13 protein-coding genes are annotated in these 12,717 nt (G+C 41.2%); 9 read left to right on the top strand and 4 right to left on the bottom strand.

Translation table 11 applies throughout. From position 1 onward, the window contains the following. The 6 genes from B3143_RS13235 to B3143_RS13260 form a co-directional block, all read left to right on the top strand. On the top strand, window positions 1-843 hold an 843-nt coding region (locus tag B3143_RS13235; protein ID WP_286740897.1), incomplete at its 5' end, for a DUF2971 domain-containing protein. Window positions 844-968: 125 nt separating this feature from the next. Next, window positions 969-1,934, top strand: a complete 966-nt coding sequence (puuE, locus tag B3143_RS13240) for an allantoinase PuuE (RefSeq protein ID WP_004785850.1) — start codon at window positions 969-971, stop codon at window positions 1,932-1,934. 141 nt (window positions 1,935-2,075) lie between these two features. Continuing rightward, window positions 2,076-2,579 carry a 2-oxo-4-hydroxy-4-carboxy-5-ureidoimidazoline decarboxylase gene (gene uraD, locus B3143_RS13245; protein WP_004785848.1) on the top strand — a complete coding sequence of 168 codons (504 nt, stop codon included), beginning with the start codon at window positions 2,076-2,078 and terminating at the stop codon, window positions 2,577-2,579. Next, the gene (gene uraH, locus B3143_RS13250; RefSeq protein WP_004785846.1) at window positions 2,576-2,896 is read left to right on the top strand and encodes a hydroxyisourate hydrolase; all 321 of its coding nucleotides are present in this window, start codon (window positions 2,576-2,578) and stop codon (window positions 2,894-2,896) included. The genes uraD and uraH overlap by 4 nt, the downstream gene beginning before the upstream one ends. Window positions 2,897-2,929: 33 nt before the next feature. Next, complete coding sequence (locus tag B3143_RS13255; protein WP_004785844.1) at window positions 2,930-4,285, top strand: nucleobase:cation symporter-2 family protein; 1,356 nt, start codon at window positions 2,930-2,932, stop codon at window positions 4,283-4,285. Window positions 4,286-4,406: 121 nt separating this feature from the next. Beyond that, complete coding sequence (locus B3143_RS13260; protein WP_004785842.1) at window positions 4,407-5,120, top strand: outer membrane protein OmpK; 714 nt, start codon at window positions 4,407-4,409, stop codon at window positions 5,118-5,120. Window positions 5,121-5,175: 55 nt separating this feature from the next. On the opposite strand, the gene B3143_RS13265 is transcribed toward B3143_RS13260, so the two are convergent. Both B3143_RS13265 and alc read right to left on the bottom strand, forming a co-directional pair. Beyond that, a complete protein-coding gene (locus tag B3143_RS13265; RefSeq protein WP_004785840.1) occupies window positions 5,176-5,673 on the bottom strand; it encodes an ureidoglycolate lyase in 498 nt (165 codons plus the stop codon). A gap of 12 nt (window positions 5,674-5,685) precedes the next feature. After that, complete coding sequence (alc, locus tag B3143_RS13270) at window positions 5,686-6,690, bottom strand: allantoicase (protein WP_004785838.1); 1,005 nt, start codon at window positions 6,688-6,690, stop codon at window positions 5,686-5,688. A 213-nt stretch (window positions 6,691-6,903) separates the two neighbouring features. Between alc and hpxO the strand changes: the two genes are divergently transcribed. Further along, a complete protein-coding gene (gene hpxO, locus B3143_RS13275; protein ID WP_004785836.1) occupies window positions 6,904-8,061 on the top strand; it encodes an FAD-dependent urate hydroxylase HpxO in 1,158 nt (385 codons plus the stop codon). 85 nt (window positions 8,062-8,146) lie between these two features. Here hpxO and B3143_RS13280 read toward each other — a convergent pair whose 3' ends face one another. Further along, window positions 8,147-9,499 carry an 8-oxoguanine deaminase gene (locus B3143_RS13280; RefSeq protein ID WP_034170910.1) on the bottom strand — a complete coding sequence of 451 codons (1,353 nt, stop codon included), beginning with the start codon at window positions 9,497-9,499 and terminating at the stop codon, window positions 8,147-8,149. 39 nt (window positions 9,500-9,538) lie between these two features. After that, on the bottom strand, window positions 9,539-10,480 hold the full coding sequence (locus tag B3143_RS13285) for a LysR family transcriptional regulator (RefSeq protein WP_004785832.1): 942 nt from the start codon (window positions 10,478-10,480) through the stop codon (window positions 9,539-9,541). 280 nt (window positions 10,481-10,760) lie between these two features. On the opposite strand from B3143_RS13285, the gene B3143_RS13290 reads away from it, so the two are divergent. Continuing rightward, on the top strand, window positions 10,761-11,816 hold the full coding sequence (locus B3143_RS13290) for an aromatic ring-hydroxylating oxygenase subunit alpha (protein ID WP_286740902.1): 1,056 nt from the start codon (window positions 10,761-10,763) through the stop codon (window positions 11,814-11,816). Window positions 11,817-11,940: 124 nt separating this feature from the next. After that, on the top strand, window positions 11,941-12,426 hold the full coding sequence (locus B3143_RS13295) for a nucleoside deaminase (RefSeq protein ID WP_286740903.1): 486 nt from the start codon (window positions 11,941-11,943) through the stop codon (window positions 12,424-12,426). The last annotated feature ends 291 nt before the right edge of the window (window positions 12,427-12,717 follow it).

Below are 12,717 nucleotides of genomic sequence, written 5' to 3' on the forward strand. Positions count from 1 at the left end.
TTCAAGTTTTACTCTGCCCCAGATTATTTAAGGCAATTTGAAAATATTAAATGTGATGATCAGTATTATTATCTCTATAAGCATTTAAGCTTTGATCCAAAGCTTCAAGTGTTAAATTTATTTAAAAAACTTCAATTAAAGTTTACCCATCCTGATAATTTTAATGATCCATATGATTGTATGGCATCTATTGAATTCAATAATGCGCCGAATGATGTTAAAGAAATTCTACATCAACATTTCTCTACAGCTATAAAAGCAAAGCTGAGTGTAACTTGTTTTAATAATAATCCATTAAATATGCTTATGTGGTCTCATTATGCTCAAAGCCATAAAGGTTTTTTAGTTGAATTTAAAATCCCACATCCTAATCCTAAAGCTATGGTACATGAGGTATTTAATGTCCAAGCTGTAAAATATCAGAATGAATTTCCAAAAATTCCTTTAGATATATCAAATCCATTAGCAATGTTTGATGTAGCAAATGGAGCAAAATTGCTGAATTTCGTTGCGAATCAATATTTAATAAAATCAACGGATTGGTCATATGAAAATGAATTTAGAACATTAGCACATGATTATGATTCTAGTAATTTTAATTCACTGTTAAAAGAAATTCCTGCAACTTATATATCTTCAGTGATTTTGGGGGCAAAGCTCACTAATCATGACCCAAATAAAATGGCTTTAATTGAATCAATTAATTATTTTAATAAATACTACCAACAAGATATTAAAGTTTATGAGGCTGTTCTAAAACCTAATAGTTTTAAAATCACTGTTCCTAATCACCCAATTCTAGATAAAAATACTAAAACTTTAGCAGCATTTTTATCTAATTAAACTTGTGGAATGATAAGAAATATTAGGAATATTTTTAAATTTCATAGATGTTCTATTATGGCGCATAAATTGCTTGTCACGATTATTCAATTTTACTGTTTGATATAACACATCAGGGATTAAACGTGACCAGCACATATCTACGCGGACAAGAACTCATAGATCAAATTCGAAACCAGCCTTATTCACGTGATTTGATTGGCTATCATGGCGATGTACCAAAAGTAGAATGGCCTAATCAGGCCCGTGTCGCAGTTCAGTTTGTACTGAATTATGAAGAAGGTGGTGAAAACCACATTGAACATGGTGATGCCGGTTCAGAACAGTTTTTATCCGACATTATTGGCGCAGCCAGCTTTCCAGACAAACACATGTCGATGGATTCTATGTATGAATATGGCTCACGTGCAGGTTTCTGGCGGATTCACAATGAGTTTAAAAAGCGTAATCTGCCGATGACTATTTTTGGGGTTGGGATGGCTTTAATCCGCAATCCTTATATAGTCGAAGCGATTAAAGAAGCCAATTATGATGTAGTGTCACATGGTCAGCGCTGGGTGCATTATCAGGACATGCCGATTGAACTTGAACGTCAATACATGGATCAGGCGATTAGCGTATTGGAAACCCTGTTCGGCAAAGCACCGATTGGCTGGTATACCGGTCGGGATAGTCCAAATACCCGTCAATTGCTGGCTGACTTTCCTCAGATTCAATATGACTGCGACAACTACGGAGATGACTTGCCATTTTGGAGCACATTGACCAATCAGGCAGGTGAAACACGCCCTCATTTGATCATCCCCTATACTTTAGAAAGCAATGATATGAAATTTAGTTCACCGGGCGGCTTTAATAGCGGGGAACAATTCTATCAATATTTAAAAGATGCCTTTGATGTACTCTATGCTGAAGGTGAAACTGAACCAAAAATGCTATCGATCGGGATGCATTGTCGTATTTTAGGGCGGCCGGGACGCTTTAAAGCCCTACAAAAGTTCCTCGATTATATTCAAGGTTATGAAAAAGTCTGGATTTGCCGACGGGGCGATATAGCAGCACATTGGTATAAATATCACGCACCAAAATGAGAAAAATATATTAAAAAAGAGAACCTTGAGTTCTCTTTTTTGCTTTATAAATCATATAAAAACACAAGATTAAGAAGATTTGGCACTGATATTGCAAAACCTGTACTGAACAAAAAATGAATATCATCAGGCGATTTAATAGTGCAACTCGTTGAATTTAATCAGGCATCTCCAGAAGAGGCCATTATCTTTTTAAAGCACTGTGTGCAAATACCGAGCTGGTCGACCCAGATTGAAGCAAAGCGTCCTTATGCAGCTGTTGAAGATGTATTGAATATAGCCAGACAACAGGCTGCAACTTGGACCTGGGACGAAATCAAAGCAGCTTTGGATAATCATCCACGTATTGGTGAAAAAAAGGCACAGGCTGAATTAAGCGAAGTTGAAAAAAACTTTTCCAATCGTGAACAGGCTGCGATAACTCAGGACGAAGCAACTCAGCAAGCTTTGCTAGAAGGCAATATCGCTTATGAAAAAAAATATGGCTATATCTTCCTGATTAAAGCGGCTGGTCTAAATAGCCAGGAAGTGCTGAATGCCTTGAAAGATCGTTTAGCAAATGATCCAGAAACCGAAAAAGGTATTGTCCATACGCAACTGGCGGAAATCGCTTTATTAAGACTGTCACAGGAGCTGCAAGCATGATCAGCACTCATATTTTAGATACGCATCTCGGCAAACCTGCATCACATGTGTTGATCAAACTTTTTGATGAAGAAGGTGCATTACTCGGAAAGGCATTTACCAATGCAGATGGTCGAGTCACCGATTTTGGTTTAACCGAATTTGAGGAAGGTGAATACAGTCTTGAATTTGCTACTTCTGATTATTTTGAAGGCTTAGGTCTGGAAACTTTCTTTCCTAAAGCAGTCATTCATTTTCAGGTGAAAGATGCCTCTCAGCACTTTCATATTCCTTTACTGATCAGCCCATTCGCGTACTCCACATATCGCGGAAGCTGATTTTTTATTTAAGCTTTGAGGGAGAGAGAAAGAATGACAGAACAAAGCACAAACATTTCACCTGAACATGAATATCTGGGTGCAGGCAAAAGTGCAGCTTATGGCTTGCAACATGTATTGACCATGTACGGCGGTATTATCGCACCACCACTCATCGTGGGTACTGGCGCAGGTTTGGAAGCTACACAAATCGGTTTATTGATTGCGGCTGCATTGTTTGTTGGCGGTCTGGCTACGATTTTACAAACCATTGGAGTGAAATATATCGGAGCCAAATTACCACTGGTACAAGGCGTTTCCTTTGCGGGCGTGGCGACGATGGTGGCGATCGTAACCACAGGTGGAGGCCTATCAGCTGTTTATGGTGCAGTCATCGTAGCTTCATTAATTGGTTTCTTCTTGGCGCCTTATTTTTCTAGAATTATCCGCTTTTTCCCGCCAGCCGTGACCGGCTGTGTGATTACTATTATTGGTTTATCACTTTTACCCGTAGCTGTTCGCTGGATGATGGGGGGTAATAAAAATGCACCTGAATGGGGAAGTGTTGAAAATATCAGCCTGGCCGTGATGACCTTGGCTATTGTGATCTGTCTAAACTTGAGCAGAAATGCCTCGATTCGTCGCTTATCTATTTTATTGGCGATCGTAATGGGTTCAGTGCTGGCTTATCTGTTTGGTTTTGGCGATTTTAGTAAAGTCGGCCATGGTGCATGGGTACAATTTCCGAGTTTCTTTGCTTTTGGCATGCCGACCTTTGAACTCAGTGCAATCATTTCCATGCTGATTGTGACATTGGTGATTATGACTGAAACAACGGCTGATATTATTGCTGTAGGTGAAATTGTTGGAACCAAAGTAGATTCAGAACGTATTTCCAATGGTCTGCGTGCAGATATGTTCTCAAGTGCAGTTGCACCGATTTTTGGTTCATTCATGCAAAGTGCTTTTGCACAAAACGTCGGGCTGGTTGCCATTACCGGGATTAAAAGCCGTTTTGTGGTCGCTGCTGGCGGTATGATTTTAGTGGTTTTGGGATTACTTCCAATTATGGGCCGACTAATCGCCGCAATTCCGGTTCCGGTACTTGGCGGTGCAGGATTGGTGCTATTTGGTACAGTGGCTGCGAGTGGTATCCGCACCTTGGCGAAAATAGATTATAACGAGCAGAAAAATCTGATTATTGTTGCAACTTCAATTGCAGCAGGCATGATCCCGATTATTGACTATTCTTTCTATGCCAATTTCCCTAAATGGTTCCAAACCCTGTTCCATTCTGGCATCAGTTCAACCTGTTTAATGGCGATCCTTTTAAACATTCTGTTTAATCATCTGCCAATGTTTAAGCCAAAAACAGAGGTTCCGGAAAAAGTCGCAGAAACGCTGCATTAAAGTTTGATTTCCTCCATATGCCCATGCCAGTCATGGGCTTTTTTATCAAAAATTAAAAAAGTTGGCTTTGTTCTTGCTTAATCCAGAATGAGATTTTTAATTCCATTGGGGAACCTTATTTATGAAATTTACTCAAGTTGCTGCTGCAACATTACTTGCATTAGGTGCAGCATCTGCACAGGCAAAACCAGTCTGGCAGGATTTTAGCGTTACTGGGCTTTATGGGGAAAACTATGAAGTTGTAGATGAAAAACAGGCAACCCTAACTGTTGAATACGCTGCAAAAGTTAAATATGCAGATGTCTTCTTTTTCATTGACCGTATGCGTGGTTCCGATGATATTAAATCAAGTTATTTTGAATTTTCACCACGTTTAAGTCTGGGTGAAGTTTCAGGCCAAAAGCTGGCATTTGGTCCAGTGAAAGATGTGCTGGTGGCAACGACTTGGGAAGGTGGTGAAGGTTTTGATAACTTCCTGTACGGTGTAGGTTTCGACCTGGCTATTCCAAAATTCAATTATGCCAGCGTAAATCTTTATCGTGTAAATAACGAAAATATGGAAGACGACTATCAGCTCACCTTGACCTATGGTGTACCATTTAAATTGGGTACTGAAGAATTCCTGGTAGATGGCTTCCTGGACTGGTCAACTGCTGAGGATGATCATGCGAGCGAGATGAACTGGACGACCCAGTGGAAATGGAATGTTGGCAAGCACATTTCTCCAGATACCAATTTATATCTCGGTATTGAGCATTCGGTTTGGAATAACAAATACGGTATTCCGGATGCAGATGAAAATAACGTGAGTGCTTTAGTGAAATATCATTTCTAAATACAACAAATAAGAAATTTAAAAGCCCTTATTGATAAGGGCTTTTTTAATGGGCTTAATTTTCAATAAAAATCTTTTCAGGAAAAGTATAAACGTCACAATTTGGACCAGTACCGATGCGATCGATCACCACAAAATCACTCGGAGCTTCAAAGGTCAGCAAAGGATGATGCCAGGTTCCGGCACGGTAATTTACACCTTGTGTGCCATTACTGATAAAAGCCTGAATTTGACTGAGATCAGGCTTTTCATGATCCAGATTAGGCGCAACCACAATTAAAAATTTCTGGCCATGCATTGGGATGAACGCTTGTGAACCGACAGGATGACGCTCCAGCATTTCGATTGCAAAGGGAATTGCTGTAGTCTGAATATTTCTAAAAATACTTAGACCAACTTTAGCATCTGTTTCAGCAACCGCCAGAGCATGATAACGCTCAGTCTGCTGATCATTAATATGGAAGAAATCATTGCCTTCACAAGCAATGACCTCGCCATAAGGCAAGAAACTTTCAGCAGTTAAGGGCTGTATTTTTATGCTTTGTATGCTCATAGATATAATTACTCAGGCAACTTTTCCCCACAGTCGAATCCGGCTAATGCCACCATCCGGAATCATGTTCACCCGAATATGGGAAATCTTTTCCTGTTTTAAGATTTCTTCAACAAAGCTATGAATATGATCCATCTGCATATCTTGTGCTTCAAGCAGGAATGGCCAGAACATACTTTGCGGAATTAACTGCTGATCAGTCGCATCTTCAATATAAATCGCTTGAATAGAAACTTGTGCAGGGAAGTTGCCTTTAAAATGCGCAGTATCAATCTCAATTTTTTCAATCTGACCACTTTGACCCAGAGCCAAGATACACCAGTCAAAGCCGGGTGCACGACGGCGCTTGGTTTCCCAGCCATCACCCATATTGATGCCACGCCCCGGATTAATCAGATTACGTGGATGGCCAAAGTGCGCATCACTATAGGCAATGACACGGCCGCCATTTTCCAGAGCGACCAGATCAACCACCTGATTGCTGTCCTGAACCTGAATTTTTACTTCACCATAGACTTTAAAGCGCGCCACACCACCGTCAGGGAAAATATTTAGACGCACATGCGTAAAGACTTCGTCTGAAGCAATATTAAAAATATGATGCTGGCTCGGACCTAGTATACTGTTTGGTAAAATTGAGTGCCAGGTTGCAGTGCTTAAGTCACCATTTGGTGCATAGCAGGCTTCAACTGCAGCAGAAGCCGGGTAGTTACCGGTAAAGAACGTGGTGTCGATATCCAAAGCTTTAATGGTTCCAGTCACACCTAGTTTGACAATGGCCCAGTCACAGCCGGCATGGCGCTTGCGGCGAGTTTCCCAGCCATCCATCCATTTGCCATGATCATCAAATTTATCTTCAACAAAAATTGGTGCATCAAATTGCAACATTCGTTTTGCTTCAGCAAAAAAATCATCTGAACATTCAAGAATTTCTGCACCAATCCGGCTATCAGCCAGGTTGGTAAGCTGCTGGATATGCGCAGGGATCTCGAAAATGGGTGCAAATAATGTTGCCATAACTATGTTCCATTCAAATTATGTTTAACGTGAATCTAATTTTTTATAAAAGTCTGTAATTCTGCTGAAAGACCTTATAAAAACAGGTTTTTAATGAATAGATGAATGCACGGCCTGTGCCAACTTTTGAGAAAAATCAGTGCATTATTTTCGAAATGGCACGCTTTTAGCTACACAGGGAGGAAGAAATACAATTTTGAGAGGAGTAAATAGATGGAGATTACAATTATTGGTGCAGGGATGGGGGGATTGACCACAGGAATTGCACTAAAAAAGTTTGGGCATAAAGTCACCATCTATGAACAGGCAGAAAAAATTTTACCGGTGGGCGCGGCAATCTCACTTTGGTCAAATGGGGTAAAATGTTTGAATTATCTGGGCTTAACTGAACAGGTCGCCAAGCTTGGTGGCCAAATGGATCAGCTGGCCTATATTGATGGCTTGACGGGCGACACCATGACCCAGTTTAGTTTATTGCCGTTAATTGAAGAAGTGGGACAACGTCCATATCCGGTGGCACGTGCAGATTTACAAAACATGTTGATGGACGAGTTTGGTCGTGAAGATATTCAGCTTGGCAAGAAGATGGTTGAGCTGCAAGAACAGGAAGATGGTGTTCTGGTTAAATTTGCTGATGGTACAGAAATCAAAACAGACCTACTGATTGGTGCAGATGGAACCCATTCCATTACCCGTACCTATGTACTGGGTGAACAGGTTGCTCGTCGCTATGCCGGTTATGTTAACTGGAATGGTCTGGTAGAAATTTCAGAAAAGCTTACTCCGGCAGATCAATGGACCACATTTGTCGGACAAGGTAAGCGTGTTTCGCTGATGCCTGTGGCAGATGGAAAATTCTATTTCTTCTTTGATGTGCCGTTGCAAGTTGGTTTAGAGAATAATCGGGCGGAATATAAAACCTTGTTGAAACAGTATTTTGAAGGTTGGTGTGCGCCGGTTCAGCATCTGATTGATGCGCTGGATGAACAGAAAACCAATCGGGTTGAAATTCATGATATTGAACCGTTTGCCCAGTTCTATAAAGGTCGTGTCGTAATTGTTGGTGATGCCGCACATAGCACCACACCGGATATTGGTCAGGGTGGTTGTCAGGCCATGGAGGATGCGATCTATCTGGCTCGGTCTTTACAGATTAATACGCTGGGTCTGGAAGATGCCTTGAAACGCTATCAGAACAAACGTAATGAACGTGCCAATGAGCTGGTCTTGCGTGCACGTAAACGTTGTGATGTCACACATATGAAAGATGAAGCCGTGACCAAAGAATGGTATGAAGAACTGCGTAAAGAGCAGGGACCGCATATCATGAAAGGGATTATCAGCAATATTATTGGCAATCCTTTAGATTAATTCTACGTTTAACCTCTTGGCAAAAAGCCCTTCATATTGAAGGGCTTTTTTATATTTAAATATTAGGGATTCGCTAATAGATTTTTTAGGCAGCAAGTAAAGCTTTCGCTGCCTGACGATGTGCAGCCTGAACCGCTTCAAGATCCAGATTTAGAATTTCCCGGTCTTTTACGACCCATTGTCCATTGACCATGACATGTTCAGCACGGTCTGCACCGCACATTAATAGGCCGGCAATCGGGTCATGAATCCCTGAAAAACGGACATCATCTAGGTTATAAAACGCTAAATCTGCCTGAAAATCTGGTGCGATTTGTCCTAGGTGCTTTTCACGTCCCAATAACTGTGCCGAGCCTTGTGTAGCCCAGGTTAAAGCACGTTCAGGTGTAATCACTTCTGCACCATATTTTAAGCGCTGTAAATACATCGCTTGGCGGGCTTCCAGAATCAGGTTAGATGCATCACCTGAAGCAGAGCCATCCACACCTAGACCAATGACTGCACCTGCTTCCAGTAAATCTATGGTTGGGCAAATCCCTGAAGCCAGACGCATATTGGAATGTGGACAATGACAGATACCGACCTGAGCCTGTCCTAAGCGTTGGATCTCATCAGCATTAAAATGAATGCCATGCGCCAGCCAGGTTCTGGAATTAAGCCAGCCTACACTTTCCAGATAATCGACGGTACGCATGCCAAATTTGGACAGGCAAAATTGTTCTTCATCCAGTGTTTCAGCCAGATGGGTATGCAGACGTACATCCAGTTTTTCTGCCAGTGCAGCACTTTCTTGCATAATTTCTTGTGTGACTGAAAATGGTGAACATGGTGCAAGCGCAATATTGACCATGGCATCAGCACTACGCTGATGGTATTTCTGCACCAGTCGTTCTGAATCCAAAAGGATCGTATCCATATCCTGTACGGTATGTTGTGGTGGCAGGCCACCAGAATCTTCACCCAGACTCATGGAACCACGGGTCAGCATCACACGAATCCCTAATTGTTTTGATGCTTCAACCTGAACATCAATGGCATCGGACAGCTGCTGTGGAAATAGATAATGGTGATCCGCAGCAAAGGTACAACCGGAAAGCAGTAATTCAGACAATGCAATTTGTGTGGCTAGATAATGCTGTTCAGTATTCAATTTGGCCCAGACTGGATATAAGGTTTTTAGCCACGGAAATAGCGGAGCATTTACCACAGGAGCCCAGGCACGGGTTAAGGTCTGATAAAAATGATGATGGCTATTAATCAGTCCCGGTGTAATCACTAAATTCTGGGCATCAAAGAATTGGTCATAAGGCGATGCTGGGGTTCGTCCTAGAGCCACCAGTTCAATAATTTTGCCATCACAAATGACCAAGCCACCACGGGTATCCAGATCATTCTCGGTAAATACAGCGAGAGGATTTTTAATCCATAAGGTTGTCATATCTTTTTTCCAATAAGTTTTATTTGTCCTGCATATGAATCAGGCAGCACATGAGGCATTAAGCTGTTGTAATTTGATTTTCAAATCTTCCATCTGGTCGATCAGATGGTTCATCATGATTTGTGAGATACGGGAAATTTGCCGTTTCGGTGCCACACAAAGGGCAAGGGTCAACGGATGCATCCCTTTTTCAATGATCGGTTTAAACACCAGTTCATCACGCTCTAAATAAGGCAAGGCATCGATGTAGGACAGTACCCCAATCCCTAAGTTGCGCTCTGCCAGAGAGGTAATCATGCGAATGTCATTACACTCCAGCTTTTGCTGTGGCATAAATTGGTGATGTTTATACAGGCTATAGACATAGTCATGAATGATTAAAGGGGCACAGGGAATGAGATGCTTAAAGTATAAAGTGTCGGAAAAATAGATTTTTTCTGCCTGAGCTAAAGGATGAGATTTGGCCATCACAAATCCAACCGGGATTTCCACAAAAGACATGACTTCGAGCTGATTATGACTTTTAGGATTGAGCAGAATGCCAAAATCAACTTCAGCATCCATAATCATTTTAGAGACGGTATCACTTTCCTGAATCTGGATATTGAAATTGATCCAGGGATAGTTTTCATACATATATTGCAGGGAATCTAAAACGAAACCGTCACTGAGTGCCGCAATGAGCCCTAGTTCAATGCTGCCGCGTGATAAACCCTGAATTTCATCAAAACGTACACAGGTCTGCTGGAATTCTTTTTGCCATTTGAGTAGATCCGCATACAGTAATTCACCCGCTAAAGTTAGCTTCAGGCCACTCGGTAACCGTTCAAAAAGCACGATACCAAATTCTTCTTCTGCCAGAGTGATCTGACGATGAATCGCGGAGACGGAAATATAAAGCTGATCAGCTGCTTTTCTGAGGCTGCCTGTTTTGGCTACGGCAATAAAATATTCTGAAAATCTTGAAAAAGTAATATTCATAAAATCACGTCAATCCACCTGCACATCGTTTTAATCACATAATTTTCAGCTAGAAATTAAGTGATTCTGGTTCTATCAAGTGGATAAGCGATTTCTGTGCCAATTTTCAAAGAAATGGAACGGTAGAAGTTTTGTGTTCTATTTTTTGGAACATGGGCTACGAAACATTCTAATAGACAGCAGAACAGGCATTTGGCTAATTTTATTAAAGAACAACAAGGCAGCTTAATGAGAGAAAAATTTAAGCCGTTGTAATGCGATAAATATTTGTGAGTGAACTATGAATGCGATCCCGGTGCTTAATTTATTCAGTCAACCGCACTGTAGCGGCTTTGACCCATCAGACTGGAATATCCTGGCTCAGCATTGGTATCCAGTTGCCCGTATTCAGGATGTGAGTACTACGCCACAACAGGTACAACTACTGGATGTAAAGATGGCCCTATATCAAACTGAGAGTGGCAGCATTCATCTGGTTCGTGATATTTGTCCGCATCGTGGTGTGCCATTAACCAAAGGCTGGGTAAAGGGTGAAGAAATCATTTGTCCTTATCACGGCTTGCATTACAACACACAAGGAAAATGCACCAAAATACCGGCTCAACCAGAACTGACTAACATTTCGGATCGTTTTACTTTAACCAAGTTTCCAGTGGTCTTGAAATATGGTCTGGTCTGGACCAGCTTATTTAGCCGGAATGAATCCGAAGCTAATTTCCCTGATCTGGATACCTGGGACAGCGCAGAGCATCAATCCATCCTGCCTCCATTTGTTGATATCAGCGGTTCAAGTGGCCGGCAGTTGGAGGGCTTTATCGATGTAGCGCATTTTGCCTGGGTGCATCATGAATCTTTTGCTTCACGTGATAACCCGATCGTGCAAAAGTATTCCACTGTGCGCACCCCTTATGGCTTGCATACGGAATATGTCAGTGATGTCAGCAATTATCCGCTTGGCCTGCAGCATCTGGCACCAGAAGGATTCCTGTGGAAACGTGTGTTTGATGTTTATCCACCATTTTCAGCGATTTTAACGGTGCATTTTCCAGAAAATGGCATTCTGAAAATTCTGAATGCCTGCTGTCCGGTATCTCACAATAAAACCCGCTTATTTGTGCCGTTGACCCGTAATTTTGATACGACTGGTGATCTGCAAGCAGTTTACGATTTTAACGCACAGATTTTTTCTGAAGATCAGGACATGGTCGAAAGCCAAAAGCCGGAGGAGTTACCTTTGGATATTACGATGGAAGCGCATTTTGAAGCTGACCGTTCTTCAACGACCTATCGCCGCATTTTGGCGGAATGGGGGCTAAGCAAACGTTATATTGTTTAAATTAAATTTCCTCCTTTATGCACTCTGGTCTGTTGGGGTGCTTTTTTTATTCCATGTCATCTGTTCAAAGTCCTATTTTATAAAGCATATATGACCTTTGAACTCTCAATTGTTAGAGTGATTTATGCCACAGCCTAGTCATGAGCAAATGCTATCTTTTTTAAAATTATCCAATGAAGTTGCCAAACGAGCAATGTCTTTAGGCCATCATCCTTTTGGTGCAGTCCTAGTTGCACCTGATCATGAAACGGTTTTATTGACCCGATGTAATATCGACACGGTCAACCATGCAGAAAGTACCTTAGCCCGGATCGCAGCCAGCAATTTTACACCAGACTATTTAGCTGAATGCACCTTATATACAGCAGTTGAACCTTGCTGCATGTGTTCTGGAACCATTTACTGGGCCAATATCGGACGGGTGGTCTATGCCATGACCGAAGAAAAATTATTGCAATGTACTGGAAACTACAATGAGAATCTGACCATGAGTGTTTCTGCTGCTTATGTCTTTACACATGGTCAGAAGAATATTGAGCTGATTGGACCAATCACGGAACTTGAACAGGAAACGGTTCAATTACAAAAAGACTTCTGGTCATCTCGGTGAAGATTTGAAATTATTCTTTTTATAATCCTGCTTCATTTTATTTATAAGACCATAAATATAGATTTTTTGGATTGTAAGCTCAATTTAAAACGCTGCAATCCAGTTTCTGTATTTTTTTCAAATTACTTTGCTAAATTTGTTTTTCTATTTTTAAAAATCTATTTCTATCCATTCAGTACATTGCCAACTATAAGCCATTTATTGGCGCACACGATTTAGATCTGACGCACTTATCTAGCGCAGATCAGAAGAAAATCACAAGAAATTTTAAATATTAGACCTCTTGCGAAA

Origin of the sequence: Acinetobacter sp. UBA1496 (assembly GCF_002324975.1) — a bacterium.
In the GTDB taxonomy this organism is placed as follows: domain Bacteria; phylum Pseudomonadota; class Gammaproteobacteria; order Pseudomonadales; family Moraxellaceae; genus Acinetobacter; species Acinetobacter variabilis.